This window comes from Candidatus Hikarchaeum yamanae (assembly GCF_009889665.1).
In the GTDB taxonomy this organism is placed as follows: domain Archaea; phylum Halobacteriota; class Halobacteria; order Halobacteriales; family Hikarchaeaceae; genus Hikarchaeum; species Hikarchaeum yamanae.
In genome coordinates this window covers 123619-145290 of record NZ_WTZR01000001.1, presented here as the reverse complement: position 1 = coordinate 145290, position 21672 = coordinate 123619, and the positions used below count along the sequence as shown (strand labels likewise).

The window sequence follows — 21672 nt, the reverse complement described above, 5'->3', positions numbered from 1 at the left end:
TATGCAAATTGATACGATGGCAATAAGAATCACGTGTGGGTCGGGAGAAGGTCCAACGGAAATAGCATCGTATGATGCCGCCCTTCATGAAGCTGGGATAAGTAATTACAATCTAGTACAGGTTTCATCGATGATTCCGAGAGGAGCAGGAGTAGAAGTTGTCAAGAAAATGCCAGATTTGGGGCCGTTTGGGGATAGGCTCTGGGTAGTTCAAGCGAAAACCACGTTGAAGGGGAGGAATAAAAAAGCGGTCGCAGGTTTGGCGTGGGCCAAGGGGGAGAAAGCAGGGATATTCTATGAATCGTCTGGAGGAGATGATGAAGAGGATGTCAGAAAAGAACTGAATCAGGGGATAGAATATTGCAAAGGCCTCAGAGACTGGGAATTTGGAGATACGAATATGAAAATAAATAGCTCCGATATAAGTAAAAGTGAGTTTGTGACATCGGTGGTTGTGGGTGTGTATGGAAAAAGTGAGAATATGTTTTAGGAACAGGTATTATTTTCCCCAAAAAGGATCTTTAGTTCGTTTTACTTGGGCAAAGCGAGAGAGAGTTTCGCATTCATCATTTCGAAGATCGTCGTAGAAAGTATCTTCCAATGCTTTAACATGTTTCTCATGGACATCTACCCAAAGTTCAGATTTTTCATCTACTTGTCGTCCGATGGTGGGGCCATCAAGAGAGACGCTTACTTGTTCTCCGATTTTTGCTTGAGTGACTGATTCTCCTTGGTGGTGGATATCTTTGACAAATCCTATTCTTTTAAATTCATCTTGAAGAGGGATAGCTACTGGTGCACCTTTTTGAAGGGTCCCAGAAAGTATTTCTACCCCTACAATTGCCGGATTTGATTGTCGAAAAATATGGTTTTCGAGTATCTGGAAATGTGCAGGTCGAGTTAATTTCTCGAAAAGGTTCTTCCGCCTATACGAAGACAGTTCTTCGGTGTAAGATTCGTACTCTTCAAGGAGGTGGTAGATGACATCGTTTGTAAGAATTTTAACATCTTTTTCCCGTGCGTGGCGTGCCGCATCTTCTATTAAATTAACATTGAAACCCAAGATGAGTCGATATTGTTTTTTATCGGTAGTACTAGCTAATGAAATATCCCTGGGTGCTATATCACCAACTGATGCTCGCATTACAGGAATTTCTATGTCAGAGAGTGCCTTGGAAAGTGCCTCAAGACTGCCGAGAGTATCAGCGCGAATTACAACTCCAGAATCTTGTGTATCGATCTTTGCTTTTTCTAACTCGGATTCTATTTCGAGGAGGATGGAATCAATATTTGAATCGCGGACTGATCGGAGGGGAGATCCCACTAAAACGTTGGAAAGGTTTGGTGCTGCAATTCGGATTCCAGATGCTGCAGTGACATAGGAGGTTCGGGTAAAAAGGTTATTAGAATTTGACTCGGAAAGTGGCAAGAGGCTGAAAAGCGCGCGGACATTCGTAGAGATGGGACCGTCGAGCCCTCCAACTACCATTTGATCATCTTCGGAGAGACTACCATCATATAGGATTGCATCGATTACAATTCCGAGTCCTCGCTCTTCTTTAACTTCAAGTACTATGCCTTTCCCAGGACCAGTTATATCGACTGACATAGATTCTCGCATATATTTTTGAGTCAGGCCCATCAATACAGCGAGTAAATCGGGAATTCCTTCGCAGGTTCGGGCACTAGTTGGTATTATGCCTAACGTTTTGCTGAAATCAGATACTTTCCAGTAATAATCAGAAGTGAATCCGAATGTAGAAAGTTCACCGACTAATTCATAGAATTTTTGATCTAGAGCTAATCGGACGCGTTCTGGTTGGGAAGTATAGCTAGTTACAGAAGCAGAGTTTTGATGTGAATTCCAGCCAGGGATGGTATCAATTTTGTTGGCACAAACTATGAACGGTGTTTTGGAATTTCGGAGGATATTTAGGGCTTCTTTTGTCTGGGGTTGAAATCCGTCATTTATATCGACAACTAGGATCGCTATGTCAGCTAGAGATCCACCTCTAGATCGAAGGGTTGTGAATAGTTGATGTCCAGGGGTGTCTATGAAAAGTAATCCAGGTAACTCTAGACTTTCAGAACTGACAAGAGAACCAGCCATATTTGAGACTATGTCAATTGGGACAGTGGTGATTCCTATATGCTGAGTGATTGCTCCTGCTTCAGTGTCTGTTATAGAAGATCCCCGTATGCTATCAAGTAAAGTGGTTTTTCCGTGATCGACGTGTCCGAGTACCGATATGATAGGAGTTCGAAAGAGGTCTTGGTTATTAATGTTCTTTTTTGGCATCTGTATCTCCTCAGGCTATGATCAATGTTATCCATCCATACCGAACATTAAAATCATCTATCTAACTGATATTTCTCCGTGAGTATTATGCTTGTTGAAAAGATATAGGGAGTATGACAGACATATTAGCACAAAACCTAATTGAAAAGGGAGTTATGAGAAATGATGGAAAGGAGATGGGGACTTTGGAGAATATAACTGTAGATCTTCAAACGGGTAAGCTTGAATCGATCGTGGTGAGACCAAAAGAAGATATCGTTCAGAGTGATTTTGAGGGTTATGATAAGAATTCAGAAGGAAATTTTCTTGTTCCAGTGGGCTTGGTTGAATCGGTGACGGATAACATTATGGTTAAAGATATCAAAGAGTTAATGAGTTAAAATTAGCGGGCATGTATATCTTGGATTCCTCTGCGTTTATTAGAGGCCACACGAAAGAGAGGAATATCACAACAGTGGCAGAAGTTTCAGAGGAATTGAAGGGGGAAGCACGTTTGCGTTTTGAAGCTATGAGAGGAGGAGGTATGCAGATACAAGTACCACAGGAAAGGACTATTGAAGAAGTAATTCGGATATCTAAAAAAACAGGAGACCATACTGTTCTTTCTAGAACGGATATTTGTTTAATTGCTGCTGCAATGGAATTAGAAGGAGTATTAGTAACTGATGATTATGCAATTCAAAATACGGCTGCAGAAATTGGATTAATGGTCGAAGGGATCGCGATGGAAACCATCAAAGATAAAAGAAATTGGATATTCAAATGTGGGAGTTGTGGAAAGGAAAGTAGAACTATGCAGAAAGACTGTCCGATATGCGGGGGTCAGTTAAATAGAAAAAATCCCTCAAAATAAGAGAAGAGAGGATATTGTAGCAGTTATATCAGTAGTGATATTGATATAGAAAACGGCGAAAATGATTGAATCATAGATGCCATGCAGCAATGCGGCTGTGACTATATTTTTAGTCTGATAGTATACGATTCCAATGATAACCGATAAAATGAAAATTACAGCGAGTGCATTGAGAGCGGGGAGGGGGTTTTGGAATAATGAATCTCCGGCGTAGGCAGAGATATGAACGGCAGAGAAAATAATACTTGATATGAAAATAGAACCAATTGGGGAAAATGAACTATACAAAGATTTTTGAATAATATTTCGATATAACAATTCTTCAAGTGGGCCAACGAGTAAAAGGGAGATCGGAATGAGCAAGAGTATTAGTTCAGGGGAAGATGAGACTATATTTTCAACAGAATGGGATGTTGTTTCAACACCGAAATATGTGAATAAGATACCGATGATTAAGAGTATTGAAAAAAGTGTGATTAAACCAGATATAATATAGAAGACATCGCGCCAGGTGGGGAAATTAATATCAAGAAAAGTAAAAGGCGTATTTGTACGGCGCATGTAGAACAAAAAAATTGTCAAAATGCCCATACAAAAAGCAAGTGATGTTAGAAGAAGTCCCCAGAGAGGATCTGTAAGAATGTCCACGCCAACAATTAGAACGAATATTACGCTCCAGAATGCGATTGCGATTAAACCAGATATACCAATTAAAGTGGCAAAAAATATCTCTTTTAGTGGTTGTTTTGACTTTTGTTGTGGAGGAGTTAATAAATTAGAGAGAAGAGACATTAGTATTATTTTTTAATCCAATGGGAATTCTTATTTTGAGTAGAACTCGATTCGGAACTAGTTTTCCCAGTTAAAATATCCTTTAATGCTTGTTTTCCCCATTCAACCGCAGGTTGGTCAAAGCCGTTTATACCTTGTAGTTCTGCAAAGAGGATACAAGACGCCATGCAACCATGTAAAAGCTCCCCGATGCTGTAGGGATTTAGTTGATCGAGCTCTATCCGAATAGAAGGACATCCCGCTTCTGCTAGACTTGCTTCTGTTGTTTGAAGTTCAGTTCTTAGTAAAGTTTCCAGTGGTAGGTTTGAGAGATAATCAAAATCTTCGAATTCCGAAGGGGGTATATTTAACTCAGTTTTATGGTCAACGATATCGATGAATGTCACCATGAGATTTCTTTTTCCAGCTCGGTAAAGCTGAAGTTGGGAATGCTGATCGGTGGCGCCCATTGCTCGGAGGGGGATTTGTCCAATTCCGTCTTTTCCGAGGCTTTCAGACCACAACTGGGCAAACCATTCAGTGAAAGTCTCTAGATGTTCTGAATAAGGCATGAGAGAATTGGAAGTGATGCCTAAATTAAATAATTCAGAGGTAATTGCACCATAAGCATAAGGGGGAGAATTGTAGATAGATGTGGAGAGAGAATCAAATCCGTTTTGTGCCCCTTTGAGAATTTCTTCTACAGGCCCACCCAAAATTGAGATGGGTGCGAGACTTACTGAGGATAGGGCTGAGAAACGTCCTGGGATGGATTCGGGAAAGGGGAGGAGGGGGAGGTCGTATTTGTTGGAGAGGTCATAGAGAGTGCCAGTACCAGAGGTGGTCACAAAAGTTTGAGAAGTCCAATCTATGTTCTGTTTGTTCATGTGATCTCGGACTACTAAGAAATTAGAAATGGTTTCAATGGTAGAACCAGAAAGAGAAACGATATTAACAACTGTATCTGTAAAATCGATATTGGTGAGTATATTTAGATTTGCTGAAGGGTCTATATTATCAAGTACATAATGGCCAGAAAGTCCAAGTGATGTTGAGAGTGTTGCAGAGCCCAATGCGCTCCCGCCTATTCCAATTGTGAGCACATTGGAGAAATCAGAGAAATGCTCGGTAAAATCGAGTAATTGTTTTGTTTCTTCGGGAGATAATAGGTTGAGGGCGGCATATCCAAAGCTATTGTCGTGGATCTTAGGTACTATAGTTGTATGGATAGCATCGACTTGGCGATCTAAAGAGTCTAGAGTATCAGAAGACATGCCAGGAGATGCAACTGTATCAAGACTGTTCCCAATGTCTATCCGCATATATTCTTCTGTGACGCTCGTGGACAAATCTGCTTTGGTTCGAGGACTAGCAACTTCAGATGCTATAAGTAGATGGTGAAAGTAGAAATAGATAATATAGTTCGGTGGAGAAGATAGGTAGATAACGGATATGGTAGGGAAGAAATCAGGTTTGATTGGGACATACAAATATGCGGCTAAGAAAAGCCGTTCTTTAGTGTTTAAATCGTATGTTTTTATCAGTTCAGTGGTAGGAATATTTGTTGTTTTTTTGACAACACTTGCAGGGATTACCTGGACTGCAAATCCAGTGGGGACAGGTCCATTTAGAGAGCAAATTCTTCTAGGTGCCATACTGTTAGGGATAGTGATCCCCCTAGTTGCCCCGGTTTTTATTGTTTCAAGGCGCCAGCAAAAGGATAGGAGCACAGTGAGAAATGAGGGTTTCATGGCAGGAGCAGGATATGGATACATAGTTTCACTTTTTATTGGATTGGGCATAATTGACCCAAATGATCATACACTAAATTGGCCACTGGAAAGTGTAGGATGGTGGATTGATTCACTTCCTGAATCGTATGGAGTAGGAGTGATAGTTTTATCAATGGGAATGATAGTGATAATCGAAAGAAAAACTAGAAAATTAAATTAAAAATTGAGGGATGTGTTGGAAGATATGAGAGAGTGTCAAGTGTTTTTTAGATAATGTTTCAAATATGTCGCGAGCACTATCGATAGCTTTTGGATCACATTGGAATTTGAAGGGGTAACCAACGTCATAAAGGATTAGAGGGTACGCAGGTGCGGGTGGGACTCCTTCGGGACCCGTCAGAGGGTGGGGAGAAAAAATACGATCTATTTTTTCTATGGGTGATTTTTTTGAAGAAATTTCCACAATTAAAGAGATTATTCTTCGCACTAATTCGCGGGAGAATCCACTAGATTCTATAGAGATGACAAAATGGTCTTCAAAAGGGGTAGCACTTATCGTTATATTGCGTTTTGTACGTTGTTTATCAGGGGTTAAATTATGAAAATCGTGCAGCCCAGATAGTAGTTGGATGCTAGAGTTCAAAAGTTCATAATCTAAATTGGATGCGTGAAGATAATAGATATATGTACGGTTTAAAGCATCCAAAGTGGCATTAAAATTTTCTGGAACGGTGGTAGAAGCCCATACTCTAATAGAGCTTGGAAGTTTTGAGTTTATAGCGGATGGAGTACACCAAATGGGGGCTTCGAATGAAACCGTTTGTGCAATAGCAGAAACTCCAGAATCGGTCCTCCCCGCGGCTGAATAATCAACGGGCACGTCGCTGCAAAGGCCCAAGTTGATCAAAGATTTAAATAAAGATGATTCAATAGTAGGTAGATGGGATTGCCTCTGGAAACCATGAAAATTTCTCCCATCATAAGCTAACCGAAATGCTTGTTTCATGATGTTAAATGTCTAAGATGTTTTGGGTGCAAAATCGTCATATGTAGGGCTATGGTAATCCCCAGGGAAATCGTCTATAGAAACTTGGAGCTCTTCTCCAGTGGACATTTTTTTGATAGTTATTTTGTTTTCCTTTAAGTCGCGTTCTCCAACAATGATTACAGTCTCTGCGTTGATTGAATTTGAATAATTTAGCTGTGACGTGAATTTCTTCCCAGAAACATCGGTTTCCACTATGTTACCGCGGTCTCGAAGGGCATGGGCTAGTTTGATTGTAGATTCACGTGTGTCACCTACTTGAATTACATAGTAATCTGTTTTGAGTTTTTTATTTGGCCAAGTCCCAGTTCTCATAAGTAATTTTTCTAAAGTGGCATCTCCGAAAGCGAACCCTACAGCAGGGATTGAAGGTCCTCCAAAATCACTAATTAGATTATCATACCGCCCACCACCAAAGATGGATCTGTGGACTTCTCCCGAGGCATCGAAACATTCGAAAATGGATCCCGTATAGTAATCAAGTCCGCGCGCGGTTTTAAGAGAAATAGAACAGTATTTTTCGGCTATTGTTTGAGACACTATATCAAATATTTCCTCTAAGTTTTTAATTGCAGATTGCATAGTTTCGTCGTGTGAAAATTCTGCTATTTCAGATAGATCTGTGAGAGAAAGAATATCAGTTAAATCATCGATGGAATCGGATGGGAAATTGGCTTCGGATAACAATGTTGCATATAGTTGAGAATCAATTTTATCTTTTTTGTCTATTGCCCGTATGGCAGCGGTCAAATCGACATCGGGAGAGAAAGATTCCAGTAGACCAGACAAAAGACTTCGATGAGATACTAGAAAAATAAAGTCATCGTCGCCCAATCCTAGATTTGATAGTATGTGTGCAGCGCAAACGATGATTTCGGCATCAGAACTAGGGGAAGAAGATCCGAAAATATCAACATTTGTTTGGTAAAACTCCCGGAAACGGCCTTGCTGGACTTGTTCATATCGCCAGAAAGGTCTTGTTGAAAACCATTTTATGGGTTTTGGGAGAGATTTGCCACGTAAAGCCACCATCCTAGCAACAGTGGGTGTAAGTTCAGGAGTTAGAGTGATATCTCGGCCCCCTTGGTCTTGGAAAGAATACAAATGATCTACAATTTCGCCGCCGCTTTTATCAATGTATAACTGGGTTCTTTCAAGGGAAGGTGTTCCTATCTCTCGGAACCCGTAGCTAGATATTGTCTTTTCAATTGAAGTGAAGACAGCTTTTCGGTTGACCATCTCTTCGGGATAGAACTCTCGAAAGCCTTTGAGACGGTCGTGCATACACGTAGGTATTTCCTGGATGCGCTTGAATTCTTCCGTTTACAATATGTGAGAATTAGATAGTATCAGCGGCGTTTTATGTCAAAGCTTTTTCTGGAAGAGGGGGAAAGTTTCTGAAGTAAATCCTTCATCTGTGACTCACTTATTTTATCACCGAGTCTCCCACTCTGTGCCAAAGCAATTATTTGTTGTTCGACTTGAGATGCGAATTCGGGTTTGCTCATTCTGACCGAGTTTAATCGTGTTCGGGCACCGTCCGTCAAAAATTGTCGCAAGATGGCCTGTTTTTGCATTTCTGCTTGTTGTAATGCCTGTTCTTGGGCCACGTCTTGTGCTGCTACTTGTTGGCGTGCTTGGATTTCTGCCATGCGTTGTTGACGGATAGCATCGAGATCGCCATCATTTCCGCTCATATAGAGAGAACTTCAGCGCCGTGTAGCAAAACGATTGCGGAGGTGAATTTGACAAAGAAGAATGGAGTGAAGGATAGACTTCAGATATATCGATTTAAGTCGTCCCGTTTGAGTGTTTTAAGCACTTCTCCGGCAGTCTTGTCTAGGAGGCTTTGACCTTGTGGGCTTACAACTCTGCCTATAGAATTGGGAGGCTTTTCGAGTAGACCTGCAGTTTCTAGTTGTTGTAATATTGTTCGAATGATCTTTCCACTCCCACTGACGTGGTGGACGGGGCCTACGCGGTATCGATTCGATCCTGCTTTTCCACCGCCATAAATGCTTGATAGTCTTTCGACACCAATAGGACCTTCAATAGCTACAATTCGGAGGATGCTAGCTGCCCTTACAAACCAGAAATTATCTTGCTCAGGGGGAAGTTCTCTATCGGGTCCAGATTTGGCGAATTCAGACCACTCAGGGGGTTCTATTTGCTTTGAAAGTGTCTCTGCGAGTGTGCTTAGGAATGCATCTACAGGGACATCATAGAGAGTTACCATTGGTGTAGAAGTTTTCTTCCTCGGTTTTTAAGTCCGTCGAAGTACTGCTCACATATTGAGGGAAGGCCAAGGGGTAAGATTTGATGGATGAACAAGACGCTCTTAAATTTATACACGGAAAGGTTCCAAGAAGTGGTGATGATGCCGCGTTTATACAAAATTTATTGATTACTACAGATATGCTACACAAAAAATCGGATTTTCCACAGGGGACAACGCATTATACTGCAGGTTGGAGGTCAGTGGGTGCATCTCTTTCAGATATAGCGGCTATGGGCGGAGATCCAATAGCAGTAGTTGCGGCGTATTCGTCTCCTGAATTTAGAAAGGAAGAGATAGATGAATTCATTCGAGGGGCAAATGAAGTTTGTCAGATAGTTGGTGCAGAGTATGTAGGAGGGGATTTAGATAATTCAAACGAATTCAGCGTGGTTACTACGGCGATTGGGGAGTCAGTGAAGCCAGTATTCAGGAGGGGTGCAGAATTGGGAGATGTAGTTTGTGTTACAGGAGATTTGGGTAGAAGTGCTGCGGCGAAAAGACTGTTCGAAAGAAATGAAAATGAAAAGGCAAACGAGATGTTTAGATTCAAACCTAGAATTGAAGAGGGTTTGATAATAGCCCAATACTCGACGTCTATGATGGATTCAAGTGATGGTCTTGTTCGGTCGTTGTACGAAATTGGGAAAGCGAGTATGTGCGGATTTGAAATCGATTCTAATACGATTCCAATAAATGAAATGCTTAAAGAAATAGTGGAGGATGGCGAGGTTGCACTCAGAGTTGCAATGACTTATGGAGAGGATTTTGAACTTGTATTTACGGCACCACGTGAGAAAATTAAGGAGATTGAAGAGGACATAGAAATTAGTATAACTGTCATAGGAGAGGTGGTTGAAAAGGATATAAAAATGGATGGGGAATTGATCGAAAATCGAGGGTACACCCATGGGTGAGAGTGAAAGAGAAGAATTATCCCAAGATTTGTAAAGGGATTGGGGTGAAACAGAGGAATCCAATTAAGAATATGGAAATCCCCAAAGCCTTTCTTTTCAGATCCAGGGGTTCGTCTTTTATTGGGCGGGCGTACCCAGATTGGGCTAGAAAGAGAGTAAGAATTCCCCAGAATAGCCACATGGAAACCGCACTACTGACATTAGCTGTGAAAAACTTTTCTCCAAAATAATATAGAAATGCAGCTAGCCCGAATAGAAATCCGGGGATAAGAGCAGAAACCGTGGCAGCCCGTTGGCCCAATAATCCACGGAGTATGTGCCCCCCGTCTAGTTGGCCTACAGGGAGTAAATTGAGGAAAGTAACAAACATGCCAACCCAACCTCCAAAAACTACCGGATTGAAAGCCATAGTGGGGTCGGAATAACCGATTTTTGTTGTCCCCATAAGAACCTCAAATATATTTTCAGTTCCGGGAGATCCAACCAGTATGGCAATTAATTTAAACAAGATGGGATATCCAAATTCGACCGTGAATACACCAGGAGTAGAAGAATCCACCCAAGTGGGCACAGAGATTGGATCGAGAGACAATCCTATTGCGGTGATCGCAATGGTTGCCAAAAGACCGGCGATGGGTCCAGCAATTCCTATATCAAAGAGCGCAGTTCGGGTAGGAATGTGACCTCTTATTCGAATGAGTGCGCCTAGCGTTCCAATAAAAGTGGGCATAGGTATGAAATATGGCAAGGTTGCATCTACATGATAGTATTTACTCACGGCGTAATGTCCTAATTCGTGGACCGCCAGGACTCCAATTACAGCTGCAGCAAATGGCCAGGCTTGAAGGAGTGATAGAGGATTAGATAGTGGATCGGGTATGTAGTACCACATGGATCCTGCATAGAGAGTGGAAAGAATGGTTGCTATGAAAAGCAATAATTGTAACCATGGGAATTCGGGGGGGGCATTGTAGATTGGTTTGGCAACCAGGACATATTCGCCTAGTTGTTGAGTTAACTGTGGTTCGTAGCCATGCTCTCTAAAAAGTGGCCAGACAAATTCAATGATAGAATGAGGGTTTGATAGAGGTTCCCCATAATAGATTATAGAATCCCCTTCAAATTTTGTTTCATAGACACGGAAAACGGAAGAAAATAAATCGGATGAGGGCCCAGATGGAGGGGGATTAGGCATCAAATACTGGATTGGGTATAGAGGGAGATAAGGGTTCTAATATAGAAAAATGAGTGGAGAAAAGAAATTAAACTGAAGCAGGTATTACGCGCCAGGTTGTGGCACTGGTATAGGCCCACTTTTCAAGTTGAAAATCGGTGGTAGAATCAATTCGGATTTTGGCCAATATTGCACCGATTTCTTTTGGTGAGAGGCCCACATCGGCAGCGATGAATTTACTCTTAAAGTAGAGGTTTCCACTCTCGGCTCTATCACGGAGATAATCCTTGAGTAGCTCTGTTTTGGCTTCGGTTGATAGGGAGGAATCTCGTTCCATTGGGTAAGGAAAGGAGAGCAGTTCATATATATACTAATGATCTCCCATTCTTTTTTCGGTGGTTTTCAGAAAACACCTACTTTTTTGTTGTTTTCATAAAGACACTATAATTAATTAGACCTTTCATAAAGCTATTAGATAGATTATTTCATATAATTTAATAGCGTTTTAAATGTCTGACAAAGCAAGACATTTGGCGTATAAAAAAGGGATATTTTGGGGGAAAATGGGGTATTATGGGCGATCGTGGACCCAAAATGAGCCATCGATTTTTATTTCTTTTTTGAAAATGGGAACTTCATTTTTTAGACGATTGATGCCATCTTGAACTGTTTTGAAGGCTTCATCTCTATGAGCACCCAGAACAACGACAAAGACCACATTTTCTCCGGATTCGATGTGACCAACTTTATGATGCATAAGAACTTCGAAAATCCCGTCGCGTTGGCAAAGGTCGGAACATATTTGTTGTAGTCTAGATTCAGCTACCCCAGCATATTTTTCAAATTCTAGCCGAGTTGTAGGGGAATCAGAAGGATGATCCAATTCGCGGACTCTTCCGGTGAATGTGGCTATTGCTCCGGCTTGGTTTGCGTTTGGGGATTTAACAACTTTGGCGATGAGAGAATCTAGAGTCTCAAATGGTTCTGTTGTTTGCAAGTTACGAAGGAGTTGATTGGTATCGAGATTTTCAGTAGAGTCTAGTTCCATTAGAGTGGTACCGTTGTGGGAATGCCCGTTCAAAACGATATAGGGGATATTGGCATTTTCGAATCCGCCAACAAGAGCATAATCATGTTCGGTTGCTAGAATATCAAAAAGAGTGGTGAGAGTCATATTAGATCCGAATGCGGACCAGTTTCCTTTCTCGTCTAATTGATACGCGGAGAAATTTTGTTTCGTGACGTCGACAACTGGCAGAGGGGAGATTACTGCTAAAGATCCTTTGGAGGATAGAAAATCAGAAATTTCATCCATTAGGGCACCTGAATCAGGGGGAGATGCAGCGATTCCAAGAAGTCTCATGTATACATAAAGGGAAAGAAAAGGCTTGTATCCATCGACTATGGTATGGATATGATTAGATACTTAGATAAGGGAAAGGATATATCTATTAAAGGCTTTCAAATTTGATAATGAGGATAGTGATTTCGATCGGCGGGAGTGTTCTTGTGCCAGGATTATCTAAAGATAGGATTGAAGAATACGCAGGAGTGGTGGACCAAATCATAGCAGAAGGGAATTCTGTGGGGATAGTTGTAGGGGGTGGAAGAATTGCAAGAGATTATATTGAGATTGCAAGAGAGTTTGGTTCTAACGAGAGTGAATTGGACCAAATGGGCATAGCGATTACAAGAGTTAATGCTCAATTATTAATGTTGGGGATAGATCATAAATTTGGACAGCTTCCTCCTCAAGATTATGAATCTGCTAAACAAATACTCCATCAAGAGGGGGTAGTAGTGATGGGAGGAGTTGCCCCGGGGCAAACTACCGATGCAGTTGGTGCAGCGCTAGCGGAGTATACTGATGCAGATTTGTTAATATATGCGACTAGTGTGGATGGAGTATACGATTCAGATCCAAAATTAAATCCAAAAGCAACTAGATATGATAAATTATCTCCAGGAGAATTGGTGGAAATAATTTCTAGTATGGAAATGATAGCAGGGAATCCAGCTCCGGTTGATTTACTAGCTTCAAAACTGATCGAGCGGTCGGGTATAAAAACAGTTGTAATTGATGGATCAGACCCCAAGAATGTAATAAATGCTGTTCTTCATGGTAAGTATAATGGTACTATTATTAATTCGGATATGAAATGATAGGGATATTCGATGATGGATAAAGAAGCTGATCGAATATTCTGGGCAGAAAAAATTGCAGATGAGATAGAATATAGAGAGCCAACAGAACCTATAGTTATAAAAGGAGCAGTATCGCCTTCTGGGTCTCCTCACTTGGGGCATTTGAATGAGATAATGAGAGGGTACTACGTGGCAGAAATGCTACGAGAAAGGGGTCACAAAGTAAATCAGATATTTACATCGGATGACAAAGATGCCCTGAGAAAACTTCCAAATGTCTTGGCGGATGAAAACTGGAATCTAGTTGGATTGGGAGATATAGATGCAAAATTACTGGGAGAGAATTTGGGTGTCCCATATTCAGAAATTCCGAATCCATTTGATAGTGGATATGAGTCGTATGGAGATCATTTTACAGCATTACTACGAGAAAGTACGGAAATGGCGGGAGTTCCAGTTGAATTTGTTTCAACAACTAAGATGTACAATGAAGGAATATTTGAAGGGGTAATTCGAGAAGCATTGCAGGATTTACCGCTTGTTCGTGAGATCCTTGGCAAATATCAAAAAAACGTTTCGGAAGACTACGTCCCATTCGTTCCTCAATGCGAGAAGTGCCGTAGATTGACAACCGGTGTAAAAAATGTAGATGTAGAGTCACAATTGGTTGAATATGAGTGTGAAGGTTTTGCAGATGCAGACGGGGTTCGAGTAAATGGTTGTGGGCATAGGGGGTTTGCAACATTTAGAGAGGGGAAACTCTCCTGGAGATTTGAATGGCCCGCTGATTGGAAGATATTAAAAATTGATTTTGAACCATTTGGAAAGGATCATGCCGAAGGCTCATGGCCTAGTGGCCAGGAAATTGCTCGGAGAATATTTGGGATAGAACCACCAGTTCCGATGGTATATGAGTGGTTTACACTAGGTGGAAAGGCCCTTTCTTCTTCTAAAGGTAATATCGTCACAGTGAGAGATATGTTTGAGTTAGTTGAACCAGAAATAGTACGTTATTTTTTCGCGAAAAATCCAAATAAACAGAGAGATCTTGATCTTGAGAAAATAGATGTGTTGGTTGATGAATTTGATGGATTTGAGCAAACATACTACAAAGAAAATGTTCAGAAAACTGCTCAAGTTGTTCCTTCAAGTATATATCCCATAATAATCCGGGATACAATGATAGAGCGAGTGGGAAAAGAAGATCTCGGAGAATTTAAATCGCGTCGTAGAATACCGTACAGGTTTGCTGCAGTATTGGGAATGACCAACGATATTGACTTGCAAATTGGTATGGCAACACGTCGAAAATTGATTGAAGTGGAAATGAGTGATTGGGTCACTTCATTGGCAATTGGGCGTGTCCAAAAGGGGAGAAAATGGGCGGAGATTCATCAAAATGAATATAACTATAAAATTCTAGGAGAGGTTCCAGACATAGAGATAGATGGAAACGTGGAGCAGGCTTTAGAAGAATTGGCTTGTTTTGTAGAAGAGGGACATGAGGGCACAGAAATGCAAGAAAAAATTTATGAAATTGCGAAAAGTAACGGAATTGAATTGAGTCAATTTTTCAAAGTCAACTACAAACTATTTTTTTCCCAGGATAGAGGACCAAGATTGGGACCTCTATTAGCATCTCTTGATCAAGAATTTGTAGTGAGACGGTTGCGGAGAGAGGGGTAAACAGTCCTATGGAATATTCCATTTGGACTATTTTATGGGGGATTTTAGTTTATTCTATTGTAATAAGAGGGTTAGAACAGAAAGGTATCATTCCAAAATACATTAGATCTCAAGGGCCGATACACACAATTCATACAGAGAAGGGGAGGAAACTATTAGAAAAATTGGCAGCTCCAACGGGTTTGTGGAGAATGTGGGGAAATATAGGGGTTATTGTTGCCAGTTTGATGATGGTTGCTACATTTGTGTTATTGATATCCTCTGCGTTCATGGTAATACAAAATCCAGCCCCTACTGCGTTGAGCCAGCCTAGGAATGTACTCATAATCCCGGGGGTGAATGAATTTCTTCCGTGGAAAGTTGCTCTAGAAATATTTTTGGGATTAATAATAGGACTGATTGTTCATGAAGGAGGACATGGGATAATGTGCAGGGTAGAAAAAATTAAAGTGAAAACAATGGGTTTGGCCTTATTTACAATTCTTCCTATAGGGGCATTTGTAGAGCCCAATGAAAATAGTCGGAAGAGGGCAAGTCGGACGGGGCAAATAAGAATGTTTTCAGGAGGTGTTGCAAATAATTTTTTAGTTGCGATAGTATGTTTTTTGTTATTATTTGGCCCAGTTTCAGGAGGGATTGTGATGGAAGAAGGGATAGCAGTTGGAGGTATATTGCCAGGATCTCCGGCGGATCAAGCTGGCATTATAGAAGGGGATCGAGTGGTAGGGATGGGGAAAGGAGAAATGGTGGAAGAATGGGAAGTTAAGAGGGGGAATTCGGACGAAGTTTTGAGGACAATCATGGATCGAGAGATTGGCATAATTAGTATGAGCGGGGATGGACCATACAAACATAGAGGGTCGGTGATAGGATATGAGAATAATTTGTTAATTGAGGGAGTAGAGGTGCAAACAATAAGTGAATTAAAAGAGTTAATTGGAACCAAAGATGTTGTGTTAGTTCAAATAGGAGAAGAAGAAGCACAACTCATTCCCATGGGGGCACTGGTGAGCCTTATAGAAGAGGGACCTTGGATGGAGGAGGATGAGACTCAGTGGCCACCTATCGGCCACATAGTGGTCACAGATATTAATGGGGTCCGAGTGATAGATGATGAAGGCCTCACAGATTTTTTAAAAGAGAGCGCACCTGGAATGGTTGTGGAAATAAAATATTATGAGTTTCTAGAAAGTGAAAACAGGTGGGGAAAATCAGAACAGAAAGTTCAATTGGGGAAGCATCCAAATTCGCAAATTGGATCTGGTTTTTTGGGCGTGATTTCATCAGAAGGGATCAGTGGAATTGAATTTGATGATATAGGAATAGTAGAATATCCAGCAGAAACCTACTTACAAATTTTAGGAGGAGGGGACAAGGGGATGGCAAATAATGAACAGGTTTCTTTTGGTTCGAGGATGATGATTGCTTTGCAATTACCGGTACTAAGTGCGACTAGTGCTAATTTTTCGTTTAATTTTGCAGGATTCACGGCAGATAATACTAATTTTTATTCAGTGGGGAGTTCACTAGAAAAGATGGATTGGGTTGTGTTTAAATTGGCAAATGTTCTTTTTTGGACGGGGTGGATAAATTTTAATTTGGGCCTGTTTAATTGCATACCAACGGCTCCATTGGATGGGGGACATATTCTGCGAAAATATGTAGAAATAGTGATCCAGAAAATTTCAAAAAAAGAACTACCGCAGATAGCTAATTTTGTGTGCAGGGGTGTTAGTGTTATAATGGTCATGTGCCTTGTAGTTGCTATTTTTGGACCATCTATATTTTCGGGGTGAAATTTAAAAGATCAATTTTGGTGGAAGAATGGTTTTTGGCTGTTGCCGAGAGATAAGTAAGCAGAATAATGAGATTTAGTGTCGGGTTATTAAATGAATATGATCCAAACGAATTGGTAAGGGTAGCAAAGATAGTGGATGGGGATAAAAAATATAAAAATCTCTTTATTGCGGATGAACGATTATACAAAAACACATATGCGCAAATGGCTATTGTGGCCGATGCCACTAGGAGAGTTGGGATTGGGACGGGAGTGACAAATCCGTATACACGACACCCCACATTAACGGCTGCTGCTATCTCTACCATATCAGAAATATCAGGGGGAAGGGCCATATTAGGATTGGGTGCTGGATCCCCCATGGTGCTTAATCCACTTGGGATTTCACAAACTCAACCCATTGAAACTGTGTGTGCTGCGACTGATGCCATTAAGGAGTTAATAGAAGGGAAAGATGTTACAATGAAATCGGATGTGTTTTCAATGGAAAATGCCAGACTAAATTTTGTTTCGGGAGATAGAATTCCAATTTACATTGCAGGAAGGGGTCCAAGAATTTTATCGCTAGCTGGGAAAATGGGAGATGGTGTGATTGCTGGTGCGGGTTTGGCTTCGGTTGCGGGAATGGAATATGCGAGAGAGCATATTCAAAAAGGAGCGGAGGATTCGAACAGGGATTTCGATGATTTGGACATTATATGTTGGGCGTTTTTATCAATTGCTGATGAAAGGGATACGGCTTTAGATTCTGTTGCGGAAATAATCGCCAGGATAGTGAAGGCAGTTCCATTGAAAACGTTAGAATCGATTGGGATTCCGAAAAAAGATGCAGAAAAGGTGAAACGAATGAATGATATTGATTTGTTGAAATTAAAAGAAATTAGAAAAATTTTAACTGATGGAATAGTTGAACAATTTGCAATTGTGGGGACTTCCGAAGAATGCCAGTCCCACATAGAGCAATTGATTGAATCGGGGGTGAAGCACATTGCAGGACTTCCTTTTGAGAATCGATCGTATAGAACGGAGGAGATGATAGAAAAATTTTCGGAAGAGGTCATACAGAATTTCTAATGACAACATATATTATCGGATTGAAATGTGTATTCTGCGGCGAGGAATATGCAGATCAACCTATGTTCGAAGGTTGCCCTAGTTGTAAAACTAAAGAATTTGTATCAAATGTGGTTCCAATATACGATTACGATAAGATTGCAAAAATAATTTCTCGAAAGTCATTTGAGAATTATAAGGATATGTGGTCATATGCGGAGTTTCTTCCGGTTGATATCAAATATGCAGTCACACTAGGAGAAGGGGGAACTCCATTGGTAGAGTGCCCTACTTTGGGGGATGGGGATGGTATAAAATTATATATTAAAGACGAAAGTCAAAATCCAACGTGGTCGTTTAAGGATCGTCTTTGTTCTGTTGCGGTATCTAAAGCTGTTGAGATTGGTGCAAAAAAGATAACAATTGCATCTACAGGAAATCATGGTGCATCTACCGCGGCTTATGCGGGTAGAGCAAGTTTGGATAGTGTAGTATTTACGTTGGAATCAGTTCCTGAGACGATGAAAATTCAAATAGGAGCATATGGGGCAAAAATTTTGGCTACGAAAGAGCCAAAAGATCGTTGGGTATTGATGAAAGAATGCATTGATAAATTTCAATGGTATCCAACTGGGAATTATATGGACCCTCCCGTTGGAAGTAATTTTTATGGGATTGAAGGATACAAAACAATTGCATATGAAATTTGTGCCCAATTGGGATGGAATGTTCCAGAATGGGTGGTCCAACCCACAGCCTATGGAGATGGATTAAGTGGAATTTGGAGAGGATTCAAAGACTTGTATGAATTGGAATTAATAGACAAACTCCCGAGGATGGTTGCAGTAGAACCGTTTGGTTCTTTGAAGAAAACACTAGATACAGAAGATCATATAATTAAATCTGTGGAGATGGAACCTACGATAGCATTTTCTATTGGGACTAGTATTAGCACATACCAAGGTCTAGCTACTTTAAGAGAATCGAATGGTTTGGCCGTTTTATCAGAGGATGAAGAGATTAAAAGATTGCAACAAACAGTGGGGGAAAAAGTTGGAATTTATGCGGAAGCTGCTGCAATTGCTTCGATCTTGGGAGTTGAACGTCTGAAAGAAGAAGGAGAAATTAAAGAGGGGGAAACGGTTGTTTCTATATCAACTTCGAGTGGATTAAAAGATGCCAAGATGACAGGGGAAAGAATGGGAGATGTCCCGGTAGTAAATGCAAAAATAGAATCTATTTTAAAGTATATATAAAATGAACATATGATATAAGAATTAGATTATTAAAAGATCGGGGTGGCAATGGGAGAATCGTTTGGCCCCGTTCGAGGTTATGTGGACTTCGTCTTCGACTTGTATTCCGGCCGTGCCTAACTCATAATAAGGAGGTTCTATGCACAAAACCATTCCAGACTTCAAAGTTCCCATGCCAGGTGAAATTGTTGGGTGATCATATACATCGATCCCAATCCCGTGGCCAACATGGTTACGGTCGAATGTTGGAAACAGGTCAGGCCCATGTTCATTGACGTAGTCGATCACGCCATTGAAAATTATATCAGTTGAAACTCCATCACAGAGTAGATCGATTCCATGGTCCATTGATCCATTAAGAACTTCATATTTTCTCTGGAGAATGGGATCGGGTTCTCCGAATGAAAAGGTTCTCGCTATGTCAGAAGAATAGTTGGAGTACGTGCACCCTACATCGAATCGGATTAAGTCCCCATATTGGAGTGTACGGGTCCCAGGAACAGCGTGTGGATATGCCCCATGAGAACCAAACCCAATAGCAGTGAAAAGAGGATATGCCCCTTGAGAAATGAGTTCGGACTCATAACTTCTTGCTAGATCGTGTTCAGCCATGCCGAATTCAACTGTTTTAATTGCGTTTTCAATAGCATTTTGGTTTATTTCTACTGCTTGTTTTAAACATTTGACCTCACCTTTATTTTTTATTTGTCGTAGATCAGAGAGTAGATCATCTGCAGCTTCGATTTTGGGGGCTATTCTTTTTCGAATCTCATCGAACTCGGTGAATGAAAATCCACTTGTTTCTATGGCGATTTTACTAGAAGTGAGTGGAAGAGAATTAATTGCAGAGAGGAGAGCAGAGATTGGACTTTCAAAGTTATTTTCATTTTTAATAGTTTGTACGGTGCGGTCAGAGGGAGAAATATCAGTTCCTTCGTAGAGGAAAAAATTGCCATAAGTGTATATGGAATTATAAGGTATGTTGGCATCAACAATTATGCTAGCATCAACGGCAGGTAAAACTATAATGGGATTAGATAGATCGGTTTGCCAAATTGCAAATGCTTTCTGTCCGAGTAAACGTTGGGTGAGACTTTCTAGGCCTGAAAGGTAGAAAACATTTTGAGGAGAAGAGGCGACGAGTATATCCAGGCCGTTTTCTAGTAGAGCTTCTCGTATTCGGGTACTAGAGATCATAAGGGCAACTTAGTCATTGAAGCACATGAAATGTGTAGTTGGAAGAAATAAATCATGATAAATACAGATCAAAAGATATTTTAGTAGTTGCAGTGCCTCGTATGATAATGGACTGGGATGATAGAGGAGGGTTGGTAATAATAGCAGGCGTTGTCTTGTTTATTTTAGTCATAGCGACAAGTTTTGCATTTGCTCCAGTAATGGGGATAGATTCGGAGCAGGAAAAGATGACCTTAGTGGGGTCCCAGGGGGGAGGACCGGGGTGGCATGAATATGGTAGTATATATCTATTGGAAGGCGGGGAACAAATATGGCGTGAGGCAAGTGCTAGTAGCTATTTTGATGTAACAGTATTAGAAAATGGAGATGTGTTAGTAGGATTTATGAATAGTGGGTATTCTAATTGTGAATTGAGTTCGGGGGAGTGCGTTCGGACTGGGTTTAGAATCATAGCGGGGGGAGAAGATCCCAAAGTAGTTGAAGAGTATAGCTTTGAAGTGAGAACTGGAAAGGATAGTGAAGTTCACGCAGTCAGCATGCTTCCTTCGGGAGAATTTTTGATATCGGATATGGATCGGGAGCGCATATTTACAGTGAAAGGGGGAGAAGTTATCTGGAGTTGGGAAGCCAGAGAATTGTACGATGAGCCAAAAGATCCTACAAAACGTGATTGGCTCCACATAAATGATGTGGATGTAATAGGAGAGGACAGATATCTAGTTTCAGTGCGAAATGCTAATCAAATTTTGATAATTGATAGAAATGAAGGAGTGGTTGAAATTATAAATAAGGATTATGATGATAGTGATGATGTTAGTTGCAAGAGGATGGGTGCACTAGAAGATACAGATGGAGATGGGAACATACGATGTGGAGATCCAAGTATACTTAATCACCAGCATAATCCCCAGTGGTTAGGTGAAGGAAAAATATTGGTTGCAGATAGTGACAATGATAGGATTGTGGAGTTGCACAGGGGTGTGAGTGGGAAGTGGGAACCAGTGTGGGCACTTTATGAAGCAGGAGGAATTGATCTAAATTGGCCTAGAGATGCGGACAAACTACCTAGTGGGAATATATTGATTACAGATACATTGAACAAGCGGATCATAGAAGTAGATCCGCAGGGAAAAATTGTGTGGGGAGTTTGGACCCAATTCATACCATATGAAGCGGATCGTTTGCCATATGGAGAGATAAATGGAATAGATGATATGAGAGAATCTAATCAGATTGAATGGGGTGGAGTTGGGTTGGAAAATAATGTAAAAAATTCGAAGGAAATTGGAGAGATAGGATCAAGAGATTCGGGAGTTCCTATAATTTCAGATTTATTGTTTATAACGAGAGTTTTGTTACCTGAAATTCCATATTGGTTTAAAGAGTTACAATTAATTGCTACAATCATATCAGTAACCATGGTGAGTATCGGGTGGAAAATGTGGAGACGGTCGGGATGAGAAAAGATAT

22 protein-coding genes are annotated in these 21672 nt (G+C 40.8%); 11 read left to right on the top strand and 11 right to left on the bottom strand.

The features are described from left to right. Position 1 precedes the first annotated feature (1 nt). Positions 2-490, top strand: a complete 489-nt coding sequence (locus tag ACM9H2_RS00725) for a pyruvoyl-dependent arginine decarboxylase (RefSeq protein WP_415487170.1) — start codon at positions 2-4, stop codon at positions 488-490. A 9-nt stretch (positions 491-499) separates the two neighbouring features. Here the strand turns inward: ACM9H2_RS00725 and infB are convergent, their stop codons facing one another. Beyond that, a complete protein-coding gene (gene infB / locus ACM9H2_RS00720; protein ID WP_415487168.1) occupies positions 500-2299 on the bottom strand; it encodes a translation initiation factor IF-2 in 1800 nt (599 codons plus the stop codon). A gap of 113 nt (positions 2300-2412) precedes the next feature. Between infB and ACM9H2_RS00715 the strand changes: the two genes are divergently transcribed. After that, positions 2413-2679, top strand: a complete 267-nt coding sequence (locus tag ACM9H2_RS00715; protein ID WP_415487166.1) for a PRC-barrel domain-containing protein — start codon at positions 2413-2415, stop codon at positions 2677-2679. An 11-nt stretch (positions 2680-2690) separates the two neighbouring features. Then, positions 2691-3152 (top strand): NOB1 family endonuclease, encoded by a 462-nt coding sequence (locus tag ACM9H2_RS00710; RefSeq protein WP_415487164.1) that lies wholly within the window; start codon positions 2691-2693, stop codon positions 3150-3152. Here ACM9H2_RS00710 and ACM9H2_RS00705 read toward each other — a convergent pair. Together ACM9H2_RS00705 and ACM9H2_RS00700 are read right to left on the bottom strand one after the other, a co-directional pair. Then, positions 3144-3944, bottom strand: coding sequence for a type II CAAX prenyl endopeptidase Rce1 family protein (locus tag ACM9H2_RS00705; RefSeq protein WP_415487162.1), 801 nt, complete (start codon positions 3942-3944; stop codon positions 3144-3146). The two genes, ACM9H2_RS00710 and ACM9H2_RS00705, sit on opposite strands and share 9 nt — an antisense overlap. A gap of 5 nt (positions 3945-3949) precedes the next feature. Then, a complete protein-coding gene (locus tag ACM9H2_RS00700) occupies positions 3950-5245 on the bottom strand; it encodes a glucose-6-phosphate isomerase (protein WP_415487160.1) in 1296 nt (431 codons plus the stop codon). A 130-nt stretch (positions 5246-5375) separates the two neighbouring features. On the opposite strand from ACM9H2_RS00700, the gene ACM9H2_RS00695 reads away from it, so the two are divergent. Beyond that, positions 5376-5876, top strand: a complete 501-nt coding sequence (locus ACM9H2_RS00695; RefSeq protein WP_415487158.1) for a hypothetical protein — start codon at positions 5376-5378, stop codon at positions 5874-5876. Here ACM9H2_RS00695 and truA read toward each other — a convergent pair. From truA to ACM9H2_RS00675, 4 genes are all read right to left on the bottom strand, one after another. Beyond that, positions 5868-6662 (bottom strand): tRNA pseudouridine(38-40) synthase TruA, encoded by a 795-nt coding sequence (gene truA, locus ACM9H2_RS00690; RefSeq protein WP_415487156.1) that lies wholly within the window; start codon positions 6660-6662, stop codon positions 5868-5870. The genes ACM9H2_RS00695 and truA overlap by 9 nt on opposite strands. Positions 6663-6674: 12 nt before the next feature. After that, positions 6675-7985: a histidine--tRNA ligase gene (gene hisS, locus ACM9H2_RS00685; protein WP_415487154.1), complete on the bottom strand. Its 1311-nt coding sequence runs from the start codon at positions 7983-7985 to the stop codon at positions 6675-6677. 65 nt (positions 7986-8050) lie between these two features. Then, complete coding sequence (locus tag ACM9H2_RS00680) at positions 8051-8398, bottom strand: DNA-binding protein (RefSeq protein ID WP_415487152.1); 348 nt, start codon at positions 8396-8398, stop codon at positions 8051-8053. An 80-nt stretch (positions 8399-8478) separates the two neighbouring features. Next, positions 8479-8937, bottom strand: coding sequence for a 30S ribosomal protein S19e (locus ACM9H2_RS00675; protein WP_415487150.1), 459 nt, complete (start codon positions 8935-8937; stop codon positions 8479-8481). 83 nt (positions 8938-9020) lie between these two features. Here ACM9H2_RS00675 and thiL point away from each other — a divergent pair, with 83 nt between their 5' ends. Continuing rightward, positions 9021-9893 (top strand): thiamine-phosphate kinase, encoded by an 873-nt coding sequence (gene thiL, locus ACM9H2_RS00670; protein WP_415487148.1) that lies wholly within the window; start codon positions 9021-9023, stop codon positions 9891-9893. A gap of 16 nt (positions 9894-9909) precedes the next feature. Here thiL and ACM9H2_RS00665 read toward each other — a convergent pair whose 3' ends face one another. The 3 genes from ACM9H2_RS00665 to ACM9H2_RS00655 form a co-directional block, all read right to left on the bottom strand. Beyond that, complete coding sequence (locus ACM9H2_RS00665) at positions 9910-11088, bottom strand: site-2 protease family protein (RefSeq protein WP_415487146.1); 1179 nt, start codon at positions 11086-11088, stop codon at positions 9910-9912. 67 nt (positions 11089-11155) lie between these two features. Continuing rightward, on the bottom strand, positions 11156-11404 hold the full coding sequence (locus ACM9H2_RS00660; protein WP_415487144.1) for a hypothetical protein: 249 nt from the start codon (positions 11402-11404) through the stop codon (positions 11156-11158). Between the two features lie 234 nt (positions 11405-11638). Next, on the bottom strand, positions 11639-12430 hold the full coding sequence (locus ACM9H2_RS00655) for a molybdopterin synthase (protein WP_415487142.1): 792 nt from the start codon (positions 12428-12430) through the stop codon (positions 11639-11641). Positions 12431-12540: 110 nt separating this feature from the next. Here ACM9H2_RS00655 and pyrH point away from each other — a divergent pair, with 110 nt between their 5' ends. The 5 genes from pyrH to ACM9H2_RS00630 all read left to right on the top strand — a co-directional run bounded on the left by pyrH (position 12541) and on the right by ACM9H2_RS00630 (position 19005). Further along, positions 12541-13230: a UMP kinase gene (gene pyrH, locus ACM9H2_RS00650; RefSeq protein ID WP_415487140.1), complete on the top strand. Its 690-nt coding sequence runs from the start codon at positions 12541-12543 to the stop codon at positions 13228-13230. A gap of 12 nt (positions 13231-13242) precedes the next feature. Beyond that, the gene (gene lysS / locus ACM9H2_RS00645; protein WP_415487138.1) at positions 13243-14898 is read left to right on the top strand and encodes a lysine--tRNA ligase; all 1656 of its coding nucleotides are present in this window, start codon (positions 13243-13245) and stop codon (positions 14896-14898) included. An 8-nt stretch (positions 14899-14906) separates the two neighbouring features. Further along, entirely contained in the window at positions 14907-16694 is a 1788-nt protein-coding gene (locus ACM9H2_RS00640) for a site-2 protease family protein (RefSeq protein ID WP_415487136.1), read from the top strand. A 68-nt stretch (positions 16695-16762) separates the two neighbouring features. Then, positions 16763-17770 (top strand): LLM class flavin-dependent oxidoreductase, encoded by a 1008-nt coding sequence (locus ACM9H2_RS00635; RefSeq protein ID WP_415487134.1) that lies wholly within the window; start codon positions 16763-16765, stop codon positions 17768-17770. After that, positions 17770-19005, top strand: coding sequence for a threonine synthase (locus tag ACM9H2_RS00630; protein WP_415487132.1), 1236 nt, complete (start codon positions 17770-17772; stop codon positions 19003-19005). Before ACM9H2_RS00635 ends, ACM9H2_RS00630 begins: the two co-directional genes overlap by 1 nt. A 21-nt stretch (positions 19006-19026) precedes the next feature. On the opposite strand, the gene ACM9H2_RS00625 is transcribed toward ACM9H2_RS00630, so the two are convergent. Beyond that, a complete protein-coding gene (locus ACM9H2_RS00625) occupies positions 19027-20202 on the bottom strand; it encodes a M24 family metallopeptidase (protein WP_415487130.1) in 1176 nt (391 codons plus the stop codon). A gap of 107 nt (positions 20203-20309) precedes the next feature. Between ACM9H2_RS00625 and ACM9H2_RS00620 the strand changes: the two genes are divergently transcribed. Then, a complete protein-coding gene (locus ACM9H2_RS00620) occupies positions 20310-21662 on the top strand; it encodes an aryl-sulfate sulfotransferase (RefSeq protein WP_415487128.1) in 1353 nt (450 codons plus the stop codon). The last annotated feature ends 10 nt before the right edge of the window (positions 21663-21672 follow it).